This window comes from Streptomyces bambusae (genome assembly GCF_020532645.1).
In the GTDB taxonomy this organism is placed as follows: domain Bacteria; phylum Actinomycetota; class Actinomycetes; order Streptomycetales; family Streptomycetaceae; genus Streptomyces; species Streptomyces bambusae.
In genome coordinates this window covers 134446-150136 of record NZ_JAJAUZ010000013.1, presented here as the reverse complement: position 1 = coordinate 150136, position 15691 = coordinate 134446, and the positions used below count along the sequence as shown (strand labels likewise).

Sequence of the window (15691 nt, the reverse complement as noted above, 5' to 3'; positions counted from 1 at the left end):
CCGAATAACCCGCGGTCCCGTACGTTCCCAGGAGGTGACGACCATGGCCACCACGCTCGCCACGGCTGCCGAGGGCACCACGACGGTGTCGCACGCCGCCCGCATCGCACACGTCTCGAAGTCCTTCGCCGGTCCTGCCGGAACGCAGCTCGTCCTGGACGACATCAGCCTCGATGTCGCGCCCGGCGAGTTCGTCACCATCCTGGGTGCCTCGGGATGCGGCAAGTCCACCCTGCTCAACCTGGTCGCCGGACTGGACCGGCCGTCCGCGGGGTCCATCGAGACCCCCGGCGGCCGGCCCGCCCTGATGTTCCAGGAGCACGCCCTCTTCCCGTGGCTGACCGCGGGCAAGAACATCGAACTCGCGCTCAAGCTGCGCGGAGTGCCCAAGTCCGAGCGCCGCGACGAGGCCGAGCGGCTGCTGGAGCTGGTCCGGCTCGGCGGCGCGCACGGCAAGCGGGTGCACGAGCTGTCCGGCGGCATGCGCCAGCGCGTCGCACTGGCCCGGGCCCTCGCGCAGGCCAGCGACCTGCTGCTCATGGACGAGCCGTTCGCCGCGCTCGACGCCATCACCCGGGACGTGCTGCACGGCGAGCTCACCCGGATCTGGGAGGAGACCAGCCTCTCGGTCCTCTTCGTCACGCACAACGTGCGGGAGGCCGTACGGCTCGCCCAGCGCGTGGTCCTGCTCTCGTCGCGGCCCGGCCGGGTCGCCAAGGAGTGGGCCGTGGACATCCCGCAGCCGCGCCGCATCGAGGACGCGGACGTCGCCGAGCTGTCCCTTGAGATCACTGAACACCTGCGTGGGGAGATCCGCCGCCATGGCCAGCACTGACACCACCCCGAAGCAGGACGACCTGGCCGGCCTGGAGGCCGGGCTCGACGCGCTCGACGCCGTCGAGGTGCGCCGTACGCCGGTGCGCGAGGTGCTGGTCAAGAAGGTGCTGCCGCCGTTGGTGGCGGTGGCGCTGGTCCTGACCGTCTGGCAGCTCCTGGTCACCACGAAGACCGTCGACGAGACCAAGCTGCCCCCGCTGTCCGCGGTGTGGGACGGTCTGGCCGACATGTGGCTGCAGGGCACCCTGCTGGAGGTCATCTGGACCTCGGTCTCCCGCGGCCTGTTCGGCTTCCTGATCGCCCTGGCGATCGGCACCCCGCTGGGTCTGCTCGTCGCCCGGGTGAAGTTCGTGCGCGCCGCGATCGGACCGATCCTGTCCGGCCTCCAGTCGCTGCCGTCGGTGGCGTGGGTGCCGCCCGCCGTGCTCTGGTTCGGCCTGAACGACGCCATGATGTACACGGTCATCCTGCTGGGCGCGGTCCCCTCGATCGCCAACGGCCTGGTGTCCGGCGTCGACCAGGTGCCGCCGCTGTTCCTGCGGGCCGGCCGCACGCTGGGCGCCACCGGGCTGAAGGGCACCTGGCACATCGTCATGCCGGCGGCGCTGCCCGGCTACCTGGCGGGCCTGAAGCAGGGCTGGGCGTTCTCCTGGCGTTCGCTGATGGCCGCCGAGATCATCGCGTCCTCGCCGGAACTCGGCCTGGGCCTGGGCCAGCTGCTGGAGAACGCCCGCAACAACATCGACCTGCCGGGCGTGTTCCTCTCCATCCTGCTGATCCTGGTCGTCGGCATCGCCATCGACCTGCTGGTCTTCAGCCCGGTGGAGCGCTGGGTGCTGCGCAGCCGCGGCCTGCTGGTGAAGTGAGCCGGCCGTGTACCAGCGCCCCGTCCTCCTCGTCATCGCCCACGGCAGCCGCGACCCGCGGCACGCGGCGACCGTCCACGCCCTGACCCGGCGGGTGCGGGCGCTGCGGCCGGGGCTGGCCGTGGAGACCGCGTTCCTCGACTTCAACGCGCCGTCCGTCGGTCAGGTCCTGTCCCGGCTGTACGCGGACGGGGTGCGGGAGGTCGTGGCGCTGCCGCTGCTGCTGACGCGGGCCTTCCACGCGAAGGCCGACATCCCGGCGGTGCTGGCCGAGGCCTGCGAACAGCTGCCGGGGCTGCGGGTCCGCCGCACCGAGGTGCTGGGCCCGTCCCCGCTGCTGGTCGCGGCCCTGGAGCGGCGGCTGGCGGAGGCGGGCGTGGCCCCGGCCGACCGCTCGACCACCGGCGTGGTGCTCGCGTCCGCCGGTTCCTCAGACCCGGAGGCGATCGCAGTGATCGCTGAAACCGCGCGGGAGTGGCGGCTCACCGGTTGGTGTGCCGTGCGTCCTGCGTTCGCCTCCGCTGCTCTTCCCCGTACGGAGGACGCCGTACGGGCGCTGCGCGCCGAAGGAGCCCGCCGGGTGGTGGTGGCCCCGTACGTGATCGCCCCGGGGCGGCTCCCGGACCGGATCGCGGACGGGGCGCGCGCGGCCGGCGCGGATGCCCTCGCCGGTGTGCTGGGCGCCGCGCCGGAGCTGGCGCTGCTGCTCTTGGAGCGCTACGACGGGGCCCGCGCGGCGGTGGCCGCGCCGGCCGCGCTGTCGGCCTGAGCCGGCCCGGCCTGGTCCGAAAGGCGGGCCCTACTGCCTGCGGGCGGCGCGGGCCGCGGCCTCGTCGGCGAGGGCGGTGAGTTCGGCGATGTCCATCGAGCCGGGTTCCCAGCCTTCGCGGGCGAAGATGTTCGCCGCCTGGCGGAGGGTGTCGTTGACCGGGGTGGGCACCGCGTGCAGCCGGCCCAGCAGGGAGATCTCGCCGTTGAGGTAGTCGGCCTCGACGGAGCCGGTGCCGCGGGCCAGGCTCTGCCAGGACGAACCGCCGGCGACCTTGCCGTCCTCGGGTGCGGGCGGCACGATCTTCCCGGCGCGGGCGGCGCTCTCCTCCTCGGGCGAGACGGCGGTGATGCCGGCCGCGGCGAAGACGGCCCGCGCCTCGTCGGCGGCGCGCCGCAGCAGGGCGGACTTGGCGGGGTGCGGCTGCGGACCGGTGGTGGCCTGGACGGCGTTGCCGAGGTTGCCGAGCAGCTTCGCGTACTTCCAGTCCATGACGTTGTCGACCACGGGCGCTTCGAACGGCGCCTGCTCCAGGTCTGCGGCGATCCGGCGGACCAGGTCGTCGCTGCCGGACGGGTAGCGGCCCAGGTGCAGCATGCCGGTGAGCGGGGCGCACCGCGCGGAGACCGTGCCGGGTTCCAGGAAGACCGCCGGCAGCCAGACGCACATGCCGTAGACGCGGTCGAAGCGGCGCAGGGCGAGCCGCTGGCTCTCCACGCCGTTCTGGGCGCAGACCACCGGGAGGCGCTGGGCGGCGGTGCCGCCGCCGGCGACTGGGGCGGCGGCCCAGGTGTCGAGGGCGCCGGCCGCGTGCTGGGTCTTGACGGTGAGCAGCAGGACGTCGTCCGGGCGGAGTGCGCCCAGCTCGTCGGGGTGCTCGACGACGGGCAGCCGGTGGGTGCGGGTGGCGTCGGCGGTGGTGAGCCGCAGGCCGTCGGCGCGCAGGGCCTGCGCGTGGGCGCCGCGTGCGACGAGGACGGTCTCGCTGCCGGTCTCGGCGAGACGGCCGCCGAGGGTGGCGCCGATGGCGCCGGCTCCGATGATGATGTAGCGCATGCCCCGACCATGACACACCGCGCCGGTCTGCTCCGCGGCGGGTGACGGCGGTGCGCCGGGGCCGTTTCTTACCCGGTTTTGCGCTTCCCTTGCCGGAGTTGCGACGTACGACCGGCAGCGTGGTGCCCGCAGGTGAAAGCGGCGGGGACCCGGGTGGGCCGGGCTCCGGGGTGGAGGGAGTGCGCGATGGCGGACGGGGACAGGACTCAGCGGGCGAGCCTGGTGGCGGGCCTGGCGCTGGGGCTGACGGCGGGTCTGGCGGGGCTGGTGGCGCCCGTGGCGCCGGCTGCGGCCTCGGGGGCTCCGGTGGTCTCGGCTCCGGCGGTCTCGGCCGTTGCGGCGGCGCGGGTGCCGGCGGCGTCGCCCGCCTGGTGTCCGGAGGTGGCCGGTCACCGGGTGGACTGCGGGCGGGTGGACCGCCCACTGGTGGCGGGGCGGCCCGGGCTCGGCACGGTCAAGGTGAGCTATGCGGTGGTGCGCCACCGCGGCGCCGGCCCCGCGCAGGGCACGGTGGCCGTCAACCCGGGCGGGCCGGGCGAGACGGCGATCGACAAGGCGGAGGCCTTCGCGTGGGGCCTGGAAGGGCTGCTCGCCGACCACGACCTGCTGCTCGTCGACCCGCGCGGCACGGGCCGCTCGGAGCGCATCCCGTGCGGGGTGACGGACGCCGAGTACCGGCTCGGCACCCGGGCGCAGCAGCGGGCCGCGGTGGTGCGGTGCGGGGCGAACCTCGGCCCGAAGGCGGCCGGTTACACCTCGGCGGCAACCGCCGACGACCTCGACGCGGTCCGGTCCCGGCTCGGCGTGCGGCAGCTGGGCCTGTACGGGCTGTCGTACGGCACGTACCTGATGCCCGTGTACGCCTCCCGCCACCCCGACCGGGTCCGCAGCATCGTGCTGTCCGGGGCGTTCCCGCTGCGGCTGGACCCGCTGGCCCGGCCGAGCGCGCAGGCGGTGTCGCTGAACCTGCGGCGGATCTGCGCCCGCAGTGTGCCCGCGGCCTGTGACGGCGAGCAGGCGGTACGGGACCTGGCGGCGGCCGCGGCCCGGCTGCGGACGGCGCCGCTGACGGTGCCGGTCACCACCGGACACGGCGTCTACCGCAAGCGGTTCACCGAGGACAAGCTCGCCAACCTGCTGTTCGAGGCGGCCAGCGGGCAGGTCGGGACGGATCCGGCGGCCCCCTCGCTGCTCGGCCGGCTGCCGCACGCCCTCGACCGGTTCGTCCGGGGCGACGCCGGGCCGCTGCGGACGCTGGTGCGGGAGGAGGGCGCGTCGGCCGGCCTGGCGGACCAGGCGCCGTACATCGCGGTCGTCTGCAACGACTACCGGCGGGCCTGGTCGAAGGACGCCCCGCCGGCGGTGCGCCGGCAGCAGTACGGCGCGGCGCTGGCAGCGGCGCGGCCCGGGGAGCACGGGGCGTTCAGCGCCAAGGGGTTCACCGAGGGCACGACGGACGCCGGTGACGTGTGCATCGGCTGGCCCCGGGAGCACACGCCCGCGCCGCAGCCGACCCGGCCCGCGCTGCCGGACGTACCCGTCCTGGTGCTCTCCGGTGACCTGGACGCCAACACGCCCGACGCGAGCGGGAAGGAGGCGGCCGCGCAGTTCGTGCACGCCCGGTTCCTCTCGGTGCGGAACACCGGGCACGTGCCCGAGCTGGAGCCGGGCCGCTGCGTCACCGGCGTCTCCGCGCACTTCCTGCGCACCGGTGGACCGGGTGACACGTCCTGCCTGCGGGGCCTGCCGCCGATCGCCGTCACGCCGGTCCGCCGCTGACGGCGGCCCGGTGCCGGGGCCGCGCCCGCCGACCGCAAAGATGATCATATGACTGAGGAAACCGGGCACCGCCGGACGGTGCTGGTCGTCGAGGACGACCCGGGGGTGCGCAGCACCCTGGACCAGCTGCTGCGCTTCGAGGGCTACCGGGTGCTGACGGCCTGCGACGGCCTGGAGGCCCTCGGCCTGCTGGAGCGGGAGCGGCCCGACCTGGCGGTGGTGGACGTGGTCATGCCGGGCCTCGACGGGCTGGGCCTGTGCCGGATGCTGCGCCGGCGCGGCGACCGGCTGCCGGTCCTGGTCCTGACGGCCCGGCACGAGGTCGGTGACCGGGTCGCCGGCCTCGACGCGGGCGCCGACGACTACCTCGCCAAGCCGTTCGCGACCGAGGAGCTGTTCGCCCGGATCCGGGCCCTGCTGCGGCGCACCGAACCTCCCGCGGACGGCGGGGTGCTGGCGGTCGGCGACCTCACGCTGGACCCCGCATCCCGGCAGGCGTTCCGCGGGCAGCGGCCGCTGGACCTGACGAAGACCGAGTTCGACGTCCTGGAGCTGCTGATGTGCCACCCGGGCACGGTCCTCGGCCGGTCCCGGATGTACGAGCTGATCTGGGGCTACGACTTCGACACGAGCTCCCGTTCGCTCGACGTGTACATCGGCTACCTGCGCCAGAAGACCGAGCAGGGCGGCGAGCCGCGGCTGATCCACACCGTCCGCAGCGTGGGCTACACGGTCCGGCCGGCATGAGGCGGCGGGAACCGCGGGCGCGGCGCAGGAGGAGCCTGCTGCCGCGGGTGCTGCACCGCCAGCTGCTCCGTACGAAGGCCACCCTGGTGGTCGTCGCGGTGGCCTCGCTGGCCATCTCGCTGGCCGCGCTGATGTCGTACCGGGGGGTGAGCGCCCTGGTGGCCGACGAGCTGGAACGGTCCCTGGCCGACCGGGTGGACACCGTGATCGCCTTCCGGGCGGCCGGGCTGGCCCCGCCCGCCCGGCCGGACATGACCGAGCGGTACGTGTCCGCGGCGGGCGCGGTCGCCCCGCCGGCACCCGGCCGCGCCGCGCTGCCCGTCACCGCGGAGACGCGGCGGGTGGCGCTGACCGGGCGCGGCGAGAGCCGTGCGGACCTGGTGGTGGCGGGCACCGAGTACGGGCTCCTGACCCGGCCGCTGCCCGGTGGCGGAGCGGTCGTGGTCGGCCAGAGCTACGCGGCGGTGGCCCGGGTGGACGACCAGTTCCTGCGGCGGATGACCGGCACCACGGCGGCCGCCGTGGGCCTGGCCGCGCTGCTGGGCTGGCTGGTGCTGGGCCGGGTGCTGCGGCCGGTGCGCCGGCTGGCCGCCGCCACCCGGCGGATCACCACCACGCACGACCTCGGCACCCCGCTGCCGGCCGCCGGGCCGGACGAGATCGGGCAGCTGACGGGCAGCTTCGAGCACATGCTGGCCGCGCTGCGCCGGTCCCGCGCCCAGCAGCAGCAGCTGGTCCAGGACGCGAGCCACGAGCTGCGGACGCCGCTGACCTCGGTGCGCGGCAGCGCGGAGCTGCTCCAGCGGGCCCGCGGGCGGCTGGACCCGGCGGACGAGGAGCAGATCCTCACCACGCTGGTCACCGAGACCGCCGCGCTGGACGACCTGGTGCGGGAGCTGGTGGAGCTGGCGACCGACCGGTACACGGAGGAGGATCCGGAGGCCGTCGACCTGCTCGTGGCCGCGGAGGACGGGGCGCAGCGGTTCCGCCGGCGGACCGGCCGGGACGTGGTGGTGATCGTGGACGGGGCGTGTCCGCCGGTGCCGGTGCGGGCCCGGCCGCGGGCGCTCCAGCGGTGCATCGACAACCTGCTGGGGAACGCGGTGAAGTTCAGCCCCGACGGCACGCCGGTCACGGTGTCCGTGGGCGGGGGCAAGCTGGCCGTACGGGACCGGGGGCCGGGCATCGCGGCAGGCGAGGAGGAGGCGGTGTTCGGCCGCTTCTACCGGGGGCCGCGGACCCAGGCGGTGCCCGGCTCGGGCCTCGGGCTGGCGATCGTCCACGACCTCGTGGCCGCCGACGCCGGGACGGTGTTCGCAGGGACGGCACCGGGCGGCGGCGCGGAGGTCGGCTTCGAACTCCCGCCGTACGCACCGGCCGCGGCGGGCGGTACGGAGGTCCGGCGGCGGTTCGGGCGGGGGCGGGCGGTCAGTCCGCCGGGCCGGCGGTGAGGCCGACGAGCTTGGCGACGGTGTTCCAGTTGCGGGTGGTGGCGGTGATGCCCTTGAGCAGGGCGGGGCGGGCCAGGGCCTCGGCGAGCCTGGACCGGCCCAGGCCGTCGGGGACGTACAGGTAGATCACCCGGTCGCCCAGCCGGTAGTCCTCGGGGGCGTACTGCGCGGGGTCCACCGCGTCCAGCCGGCCGGCGGCGGGCTGCTCCGAGAGGAAGGTGGCGTGCAGCTGCCTGCCTTCGAGCTCGGCGGCCGGGTACGGGCACTGCGCGGCCACCTCGGCCAGCCGGTCCCCGTCCAGCACCAGGCAGGCGACGGCGAAGCCGAAGTGCGCCTCGATCGCCTGCTCCAGGGCACGGGCGAGGGCGCCGGGGTCCTGCCGGGGTGCGGTGAAGACGGCGTTGCCGCTCTGCAGGTAGGTGGCCACGTCCCGGTGGCCGAGCCCTTCGAGGACGGTGCGCAGTTCGGCCATCGGGACCTTTCTGCTGCCGCCCACGTTGATCCCGCGGAGCAGGGCCGCGTACCGCTCGTCGGGCTGCCGGGCCCGGGACTGTGCCGTGTGTGCCATGGCGGCAGGGTAGGGGACGGCACCGACATCGGGGCCGGTGCCGGTGCCTGTTTCGGTGCCTGTTTCGGTGTCCGTTTCCGTGTCCGTGCCGGTGCCGGGGCCGGTTTCCGTGCCGGGCCGGTCAGGGGAGTTCGGCCTCGATGAGGTCGGCGGCCCGGAGGGTGCCGCCCTCGTGGGCCATCTCCTGCCGGATCCGTTCGGTGCGGACGGGGAGTTCCGGGTCGGCGAGCAGGTCGAGGAGGGCGGTGCGGAGGGTGGCGGCGTCGGCCTGCTCCTTGTCGACGCGGCGGGCCACGCCGAGGGACACCAGCATGTCGGCGTTGCCGAACTGGTCGGTGGCCAGCGGGACGGCGACCATCGGGGTGCCGGTGGCCAGGCCCTCCTGGCTGCCGCCGGCGCCGGCGTGGGTGACGAAGGCGTCGGCCTTGCGGAGCACCGCGAGCTGCGGCACCCAGGGGTGGACCTCCACCGAGTCGGGGACCGGACCGAGTTCGGCGGGGTCGGTGAAGGAGCCGATCTGCAGGACGGTGTGCCAGCCCGGCAGGTCGCCGAAGGCCTCGATGCAGGCGCGGTAGAAGGCGGGTTCGCGCGTCAGGGCGGAACCGAGCGAGACCAGGAGCACCTTCTCGGCGTCCGCGGGCCGCTGCCAGTCGCCCTGCTCGGCGCGGTCGCCCTGGCAGGCGCCGACGAACGTGTGCACGGCGGCGTCCACCCGGTCGGCGTGCGGCTGGAGGGCCTGCGGGATCAGCACGATGCTGCGGCGCGGGCGGGCCACGAAGCTGTCGGGGGTGCCGCTGATGCCGTGCTCGGCGAGCCAGCCGCGGAACCGCTCCTCGTACGCGCGACCGCGGTCGCTGGCCCGCAGGGCGGCCTGCATCGGCGCGCCCACCTCCTCCTCGTAGCCGTCCCAGGCGACCAGGTTCGGGGAGAGGGAGACGGCGGGCACGCCCCAGCGGTGGGCCAGGACCCGGGCCGGATAGGAGGTGATGTCGTGGAGGACCAGGTCGGGCTCGTCGCCGGCGAAGGCCTCGGCGAGCTGCGGGAGGGCCTGCTCGGCGTCCGCGAGGAAGGGTTCGAGCTGGTCGATCAGTTCGGTGCCCCAGTCCTCGGGGCGGGTGGGCAGGACGGAGCGGTAGACCACGGGCGTGGCGCCGGTGGCGGCGACACGATCGGCGAAGGACTCCGGGACCGCGTAGCTGACGCGGTGGCCACGGGTCACGAGCTCGCGGATCACCTCGATGCTCGGGTTCACGTGCCCGTGGGCGGCGATGGAGAACATGGCGATGTGGGCGGGCTTCGCTGAGGTCATGCAAGGACTATAGCGAGACGAGACGTCTCGTTGCAAGAGTTTTCGATCATCCGGTGCGAGACTGGGCTGCGGGAACGGACCGACGAGGGGTGACGGCCGGCATGGACGAGGCACGCGCACGGGAAGTGCTCGCGGCGGCCGGGGTGGCCACGGCGGGCACGGAGCTCCTCGCGCTCGGCGAGAACGCGGTCTTCGCGGCGGGGGACCTGGTGGTGAAGGTCGGCCGGGCCCCCGAGCTGCTGGCCCGGGCCGCGCGGGAGGTGGCCGTGTCGGAGTGGCTGGCCGCGGCGGGCGTCCCCGCGGTACGGGCCGCCGAGCCGGAGGCGCGGCTCGTCTCGGGGCACCCGGTCACCCTCTGGCACCGCCTGCCGCCCGCCGTCCGCCCCGCCGGGCCCCGGGACCTGGCCGCGCTGCTGCGCCGGGTGCACGCGCTGGACCCGCCGCCGTTCACCCTGCCCCGGCGCGACCTGCTCGGCGGCGTGGACCGCTGGCTCCGCCTCGCCGGCGACGCGGTCTCCCCCGCGGACGCGGCCTTCCTCCGCACCCGCCGCGACACCCTCGCGGCCGCCGCGGCCGATCTCGTCCCCCACCTCCCCCCGGGCCCGGTCCACGGCGACGCCCTCCCCCGCAACGTCCACGTCACCCCCGCCGGCCCGGTCCTGGTCGACCTGGAAACCTTCTCCGTCGACCTCCGCGAACACGACCTGGTCGTCATGGACCTCCAACGCGCCCGCTACGGCCTGCCGGACGCCTCGTACGAGGACTTCACCGCCACCTACGGCTGGGACGTCCGCCAGTGGCCCGGCAGCGCAGTCCTACGCGCCGCGAGGGAACTCGCCGGCTGCACCTGGCTCTCCCAGCACATCCGCCACTCCCCCACCGCCAGGACCGAGTTCCACCACCGCGTGAACACCCTCCGCACCTCGGACACCGCGTCCACCTGGCACGCGTTCTGACTCCGGACACGACGCAGGACGGCCCCGCTCGTGCGCCTCCGAGGCATACGAGCGGGGCCGATCCGGCGGTCGGGGTCTAGCCCTTGGCGAGCGCGACCAGGCCGGCGAAGCCGTCACGGGTGAAGGCCAGCCGCGGGCCGTCCGGAACCTTGCTGTCGCGGACCAGCACCACACCGAGCGAGGTCCCGAGCGAGGCGACTTCTACGCAGTTTCCGCCGTTGTTGCTGTAGCTGGACTTGAACCAGCGCAGGGAGTCGGGAGAGTCGGTCACGGGGCGCCCTTTCGTACCTCGTTGATCATGGCCACAGAGGCCGCCTGGGACAGCGATTCGGCCTGCAGCTGATGGTAGGCCGTCAGCATCGGCAGCACCGAAGCGCTCTCGCGGTCCACATGACCTTGCGCTTGCGACTCGGCGTACGCAACGAGGGATCGGTCGGGCAACGTGAGCAGGTTGACCGGCAGGTCATACGGGCGGCGTTCTCCTATGCTGAAGGGTGCCACCTGGATCACGGTTGTGGGTAGCTCCGCATACTCCGCCAGTCTCTGCAGCTGGGCACTCATCACGTCAGGACCGCCCACCGGTCGACAGATGCAACTCTCGTCCATCACGACGAACACCATCGGAGGGTTGAGCCGCGCCAGCGCCGCTTGGCGCCGCGCAAGGAACGCAACCCGCTCATCGGCCTGCTCTGGCGTGATCGCCCCTCGACGCACGGCGCTGTTGGCCAACACGCGCGCGTACTCCGGCGTTTGCAAGAGCCCAGGGACGATGCCGATCTCGAACAGGCGGATCTCGACCGCCCGCCCCTCGTGCACCACGTACTCCGGAAACCCTTCGAGGAGGACGCCGTGCCGGGCCTCACGCCACTCGCGCTCAAACGACTCGGCCGTTCCGGTCGTGCCGAACACGAGGTCAGCTTTATGCGAGAAGTGAAGGGTTGGCGGTTTGCGAGCAGTTTCAACGGCCGAGATGTGCTGGCTTGAATACGACATGCGGGCGGCCAGCTCCTCCTGCTTCCAGCCCCGCAGTTCTCTCAACTCGCGGATTCGCGCCCCGTACGCCGCGGCAGGTCCACTCTCAGGCCTCAGTTCCTTGCGGTTGACCACGTTGACCCCGAACCTTCCTTCGCATGTGCTCACTTGAAGGGTCCTTCGACTCTAGGTCACGCTGTCCGCGTTCGGTAGCGGAATGACTACAGAACGGAGTGATGATGTCCGGGGACGAAGCAGTGTCCGACTGCATGGCGGACCGGTTCGAGTACAGCACTTACACGAGCACACCCGAGATCTGCCCCGGGTGCCTGCTGCCCGTACCGGCGGGCGCCCTCGTGCGGCGGCGGATGCGCAGCCGCCCGGACGGCCTGCCCCCGCTCGTCACGTACTGGCACACCCACTGCGTCAGGACGGACGGCACCCCGGTCAACACCGCCTTGAAGGACTGGTCGTGACCCGGTCAGCGCGGGACCCCCGCCACCAGCCCGTACGCCGCCACCACCGTGCGGGTCTGGTGTTCGACCTGGGTGGCCAGGGGGACCCAGCGGGCGCCGAAGTGGGTGGCGAAGGCGGCGCAGCCGTCGGTGAGGAGGCGGTCCAGATCGGGGGCGGCGCGGGGGCCGGCGGCACGCAGGAGCATGGCGGCGGCGCGCAGCACCAGGCGGCGGCCGAAGGCGTCGATGGAACCGACGTACGCCTCGCTGGCCTCGGCCGGGGCGGCGGTGCGCCACTCCTCGGCGATCCGCGGGATGAGGGCGAGGGTCCAGTCCACGGCGCGCAGCAGCCGGGCGGCCGCGGGGTCCGCGGGCAGTCCCGGGCGGACCCGGGCCAGTGCGGTGCCGACCTGGCGGGCCTGGGCGTCGAGCCGGCCGGCCAGCAGGCCGAGGGCCCGCCGCGGGTCGGGGTGCGGGGCCGGGTCGTCCACCAGGTCGCTCGCCCACATCGGGACCTCGACGACCGCGGTGGTGCCGCCGTACCGGTGGGCGTGGTACCAGGTGCTGAGCCGGGTGTCCTCGGGGTGGAACGGCCCGGCGCCGTCGGCGCCCGGCTCCGGCATCACGAAGACCCCCGGTCCCGGCGAGGGCCAGCCGGCGGCGTCCGAGGCGCTCGTCTCCAGCGGGATGCGCAGCTCGGCGGCCGACTTCCCGAACGGTTCGGCCAGCCCCGGTATGTCCCGGGTCAGCTGTACCCAGCTGCCGCCGAGGTCGGTGCCGTGCAGGGAGACCTGAAGGGCCGGCCGCACCTCGTCGATCAGTTCCAGCAGGGCCCGGGTCTCCGGCGGCAGCCGGTCCGCGGCCAGTAAAGACGGCGCCCACTCGGGCTGTTCGGGCCCGGGCGGGCGGAAGAAGTTCCGGTGGTAGTCGAGCAGGGTGTACGGCCGCGGCGTACGGTGCAGGGCCGCGCCGTCCGGGTCGGCGCAGAGCAGGAAGTGCCAGGTGGCGCCCGCCCGCAGGGCGGGGTCGGCGGCCACCTGCCGGGCCAGCGCCAGGGCGGTCGGGCCGCCGGCCGGTTCGTTGGCGTGGGCACCGGCCACCACCAGCACGTCGCGGGTGCCCGCGCCGCCGGGTGCGGGCACCGACTCCCGTCCGGCGGACAGCACCCACAGCGGGCGGCCCGCCCGGGAGGTGCCGGCCCGCCGCAGCCGGACCAGGCCCGGGTGTTCGTCGGCGAGGGCCCGTGCGGTCAGGGCCAGTTCGTGCGCGGTGGGATAGCGCGTGTCTCGGGAAAGGGTCACCCCGTTGTGGTGCCCCTCGCACGCGCCGCGTACTGCTCCCGGACGGGTCCTGTTGCCATGCTGCGACGGGGGCGCTCAGCAGTCGTACTCCCGTACGAGAAGGGTCACCGGCAAGACGTCGAACAGCGTCCGCAGCGGAACCCACGCCGGGCCCTCGAACGACACCGGACCCTCCGCTTCCGGGGGTGCCGCCGAGGGGTCCGCCACCACGGCCGAGGAGGCAGCCTCGGCCGAGGAAGCAGCCCCGGCCCGGGAGGCATCCCCGTCCAGCGCCGCGCGCCACCGGCCCGCCGGCAGCCGCAGCGCCGTGTCCCGCCAGCCGCCGCCGGCCGCCAGCCGGGCCGACAGCCGGGTCACCGCGGTCAGGGCCCCGCCACCGCGGACGAAGGCCAGGCAGTGGCCGGCCGCCGGGCCGCGGACCGCGACCGGTTCGTACCCGCCCGAGGGGCCGGGCCGGCCCGGCAGCGGGACGAACAGCTCCGGTCGGGCGCGCCGCAGCCGCAGCGCCGCCCGGGTCACCGCCGTCTTCTCGTCCGGCGCCGGCGGGCGGAACGGCGCCCGGTTGTCCGGGTCCACCAGCGCCCGGTAGTCCGCCTCGCAGCCCTGGTACACCTCCGGCACCCCCGGCATCGTCAGCTGGAGCAGCGCCGCCCCCAGCGCGTTCACCCGCGCGTGCGGGGCCAGGTCCGCGGCCAGTGCGGCCAGCGCGGCCGGCTCCGCCTCCGGCATCTCCGCCACGTACGACGCGAGCTGTGCCTCGTACGCCTCGTCCGGCTCGGTCCAGCCGGTGCGCAGGGCCGCCTCCCGGGCCCCCTTCAGCAGGGCCGCCGTCAGCCGGCCGCGGTCCACTCCGCCCAGGCCCAGCGCCGTCTGCCAGGCCGTCCACACCAGCTGCGGGTCCGGCCCGGCCGGCACCGCCGCCAGGAACTCCGCCCACCGCTGCGGAAGTTGCGACAGCACCGACACCCGGGCCCGGACGTCACCGCTGCGCTTGGTGTCGTGCGTGGAGAGCACCGTGCCGCCCAGCGGCCAGTCCCGGGCCATCCGCGCGCAGTACGCATGGAACTCGGCGGGCGGGCACACCGGCCGGGCCGGATCCCCGCCGACCTCGGTCGCCGACAGCAGCGGCGCGTACCGGTAGAAGGCCCGGTCCTCCAGCGCCTTGGCCCGCAGCGCCGCCGCGGTCTGCGCGAACCGGGCCGCGAACGCCGCGTCCCCGCCCAGCGCCAGCTCCCGTACGCAGTCCACCGCGGCCGCCTCGGCGGGCACGGCGAACGCCGCCCGGGCCGCTGCCACCGCCGCCGGCGGCAGCAGGGCCGCCGCGTCCGGCCCCGGATAGGGCCGGTAGACGGGCAGCGCGAGGAGCAGTTCGCGGACCGCGGTCCGCAGTGCCCACGGCGCGTGGTCGCGGGCGGCGGCGTGCGGCTCCGCCAGCCGGACCAGCGCGGCCGTCTCCGCGGCCAGGTCGTGCCCGGCCACCTCGGCGCCCGCCCGCCGGGCCGTGGCCGCCCACTCGCCGCCGGCGTCCGGCGCCGCCCCCGTGTACGCGCGGTGCAGCCGCTCCAGGGCGCGCACCCCGTCCGGGTCGGCGAACAGGCCGTCCAGCCGGTGCAGGGCGTCGTACCCGGTGGTGCCCGCCACCGGCCAGTCGGCGGGAAGCCGCTCCTGCCGGGACAGGATCTTCTCCACCACCGTCCACCGGCCGCCGGTCTCCGCCGCCAGCCGGCGCAGGTAGGCCGCCGGGTCCGCGAGCCCGTCCGGGTGGTCGATCCGCAGCCCGTCGGCGACCCCGTCGCGCAGCAGCTCCAGCACCTTGCCGTGGGTGGCGGCGAAGACCTCCGGATCCTCCACCCGGAGCCCCATCAGCTCCGAGACGGTGAAGAACCGCCGGTAGTTCAGCTCGGTGCGGGCCAGCCGCCACCAGCCCAGCCGGTACCACTGGGCGGCCAGCAGCTCGGGCAGCGGCAGGTGCGCGGTCCCGGCGCGCAGCGGGAACTCGTGGTCGCGGTAGCGCAGCACGCCCGCCGCAGGGTCCGGCAGCAGGTGGGCCAGCTCCCCGGGCAGCGGCCCGTGCAGCACCGGCAGCAGCAGCCGGTCCCCGCCCGCCGCCCAGTCGATGTCGAACCAGCGGGCGTACGACGACCCCGGACCCTCGCGCAGCACCTCCCACAGCGGTCGGCTGAGCCGCTCGGGGACCGGCAGCGCCATGTGGTTGGGGACGATGTCGAGGACCAGGCCCAGCCCGTGCGCCCGGGCCGTCCCGGCCAGCGCCCGCAGCCCGGTCTCACCGCCCAGCTCGGCCCGCACCCGGGTGTGGTCCACCACGTCGTACCCGTGCGAGGATCCCGGCACCGCCTCCAGCACCGGCGACAGGTGCAGGTGCGAGACGCCCAGCGCGGCCAGGTACGGCACCGCCGCCTCCGCCGCCGCGAACGGGAACTCCGGCTGCAGCTGGAGCCGGTAGGTCGCGGTCGGCGGCACCGGCGGCCGGTGGGGCACGGGCCGCTGACGGTCCGTCGGAATCTCGCTGAGGTACTCCGGGGTCATGAGAACGTACGTACCCAGCTGCCGGAATTCCGTGCCATTGCCCAGTGCATCCGGGTGACTCCAGCGCGTTAGCGTTCA

Annotated in this window: 14 protein-coding genes and 1 pseudogene; 8 read left to right on the top strand and 7 right to left on the bottom strand. The window is 75.0% G+C overall.

Translation table 11 applies throughout. From position 1 onward, the window contains the following. Positions 1 to 43 precede the first annotated feature (43 nt). From LG634_RS12300 to LG634_RS12290, 3 genes are read left to right on the top strand one after another with little or no spacing between them, the layout of a single operon-like run. Positions 44 to 835, top strand: coding sequence for an ABC transporter ATP-binding protein (locus LG634_RS12300; protein WP_226733787.1), 792 nt, complete (start codon positions 44 to 46; stop codon positions 833 to 835). Continuing rightward, positions 822 to 1703, top strand: coding sequence for an ABC transporter permease (locus tag LG634_RS12295; RefSeq protein WP_226733777.1), 882 nt, complete (start codon positions 822 to 824; stop codon positions 1701 to 1703). The genes LG634_RS12300 and LG634_RS12295 overlap by 14 nt, the downstream gene beginning before the upstream one ends. Positions 1704 to 1710: 7 nt before the next feature. Then, entirely contained in the window at positions 1711 to 2472 is a 762-nt protein-coding gene (locus tag LG634_RS12290; RefSeq protein WP_226733776.1) for a sirohydrochlorin chelatase, read from the top strand. A gap of 30 nt (positions 2473 to 2502) precedes the next feature. Here LG634_RS12290 and LG634_RS12285 read toward each other — a convergent pair whose 3' ends face one another. Further along, positions 2503 to 3528, bottom strand: a complete 1026-nt coding sequence (locus tag LG634_RS12285) for a ketopantoate reductase family protein (RefSeq protein ID WP_226733775.1) — start codon at positions 3526 to 3528, stop codon at positions 2503 to 2505. Positions 3529 to 3714: 186 nt separating this feature from the next. Between LG634_RS12285 and LG634_RS12280 the strand changes: the two genes are divergently transcribed. From LG634_RS12280 to LG634_RS12270, 3 genes are read left to right on the top strand one after another with little or no spacing between them, the layout of a single operon-like run. Further along, positions 3715 to 5307, top strand: a complete 1593-nt coding sequence (locus tag LG634_RS12280; protein ID WP_226733774.1) for an alpha/beta fold hydrolase — start codon at positions 3715 to 3717, stop codon at positions 5305 to 5307. A 48-nt stretch (positions 5308 to 5355) separates the two neighbouring features. Further along, positions 5356 to 6054 (top strand): response regulator transcription factor, encoded by a 699-nt coding sequence (locus LG634_RS12275; protein ID WP_226733773.1) that lies wholly within the window; start codon positions 5356 to 5358, stop codon positions 6052 to 6054. A 47-nt stretch (positions 6055 to 6101) separates the two neighbouring features. Continuing rightward, positions 6102 to 7505 (top strand): sensor histidine kinase, encoded by a 1404-nt coding sequence (locus tag LG634_RS12270; protein ID WP_226733772.1) that lies wholly within the window; start codon positions 6102 to 6104, stop codon positions 7503 to 7505. Here LG634_RS12270 and LG634_RS12265 read toward each other — a convergent pair. Together LG634_RS12265 and mgt are read right to left on the bottom strand one after the other, a co-directional pair. Next, the gene (locus LG634_RS12265) at positions 7483 to 8073 is read right to left on the bottom strand and encodes a DUF1697 domain-containing protein (protein ID WP_226733771.1); all 591 of its coding nucleotides are present in this window, start codon (positions 8071 to 8073) and stop codon (positions 7483 to 7485) included. The two genes, LG634_RS12270 and LG634_RS12265, sit on opposite strands and share 23 nt — an antisense overlap. Positions 8074 to 8194: 121 nt before the next feature. Then, positions 8195 to 9432, bottom strand: a pseudogene (mgt, locus tag LG634_RS12260) (macrolide-inactivating glycosyltransferase). Positions 9433 to 9483: 51 nt separating this feature from the next. Between mgt and LG634_RS12255 the strand changes: the two are divergent. After that, the gene (locus tag LG634_RS12255) at positions 9484 to 10338 is read left to right on the top strand and encodes an aminoglycoside phosphotransferase family protein (RefSeq protein WP_226733769.1); all 855 of its coding nucleotides are present in this window, start codon (positions 9484 to 9486) and stop codon (positions 10336 to 10338) included. A 76-nt stretch (positions 10339 to 10414) separates the two neighbouring features. Here the strand turns inward: LG634_RS12255 and LG634_RS12250 are convergent, their stop codons facing one another. Next, complete coding sequence (locus LG634_RS12250; RefSeq protein WP_226733768.1) at positions 10415 to 10609, bottom strand: DUF397 domain-containing protein; 195 nt, start codon at positions 10607 to 10609, stop codon at positions 10415 to 10417. After that, the gene (locus LG634_RS12245; protein WP_226733767.1) at positions 10606 to 11445 is read right to left on the bottom strand and encodes a helix-turn-helix domain-containing protein; all 840 of its coding nucleotides are present in this window, start codon (positions 11443 to 11445) and stop codon (positions 10606 to 10608) included. Before LG634_RS12245 ends, LG634_RS12250 begins: the two co-directional genes overlap by 4 nt. A gap of 104 nt (positions 11446 to 11549) precedes the next feature. Here LG634_RS12245 and LG634_RS12240 point away from each other — a divergent pair, with 104 nt between their 5' ends. Further along, a complete protein-coding gene (locus LG634_RS12240; RefSeq protein ID WP_226733766.1) occupies positions 11550 to 11786 on the top strand; it encodes a hypothetical protein in 237 nt (78 codons plus the stop codon). Between the two features lie 5 nt (positions 11787 to 11791). Here the strand turns inward: LG634_RS12240 and LG634_RS12235 are convergent, their stop codons facing one another. Continuing rightward, positions 11792 to 13066: a M14 family zinc carboxypeptidase gene (locus LG634_RS12235; protein ID WP_226733765.1), complete on the bottom strand. Its 1275-nt coding sequence runs from the start codon at positions 13064 to 13066 to the stop codon at positions 11792 to 11794. Between the two features lie 75 nt (positions 13067 to 13141). Further along, positions 13142 to 15547 (bottom strand): malto-oligosyltrehalose synthase, encoded by a 2406-nt coding sequence (treY, locus tag LG634_RS12230; RefSeq protein ID WP_226733786.1) that lies wholly within the window; start codon positions 15545 to 15547, stop codon positions 13142 to 13144. Between the last annotated feature and the right edge of the window lie 144 nt (positions 15548 to 15691).

Excerpts from the sequence above, each read along its gene's own strand:
- LG634_RS12265 (WP_226733771.1), bottom strand. The coding sequence starts at position 8,073 with ATGGCACACACGGCACAGTCCCGGGCCCGGCAGCCCGACGAGCGGTAC.
- LG634_RS12295 (WP_226733777.1), top strand. The coding sequence starts at position 822 with ATGGCCAGCACTGACACCACCCCGAAGCAGGACGACCTGGCCGGCCTG.
- LG634_RS12300 (WP_226733787.1), top strand. The coding sequence starts at position 44 with ATGGCCACCACGCTCGCCACGGCTGCCGAGGGCACCACGACGGTGTCG.
- LG634_RS12255 (WP_226733769.1), top strand. The coding sequence starts at position 9,484 with ATGGACGAGGCACGCGCACGGGAAGTGCTCGCGGCGGCCGGGGTGGCC.
- LG634_RS12275 (WP_226733773.1), top strand. The coding sequence starts at position 5,356 with ATGACTGAGGAAACCGGGCACCGCCGGACGGTGCTGGTCGTCGAGGAC.
- LG634_RS12285 (WP_226733775.1), bottom strand. The coding sequence starts at position 3,528 with ATGCGCTACATCATCATCGGAGCCGGCGCCATCGGCGCCACCCTCGGC.
- LG634_RS12240 (WP_226733766.1), top strand. The coding sequence starts at position 11,550 with ATGTCCGGGGACGAAGCAGTGTCCGACTGCATGGCGGACCGGTTCGAG.
- LG634_RS12280 (WP_226733774.1), top strand. The coding sequence starts at position 3,715 with ATGGCGGACGGGGACAGGACTCAGCGGGCGAGCCTGGTGGCGGGCCTG.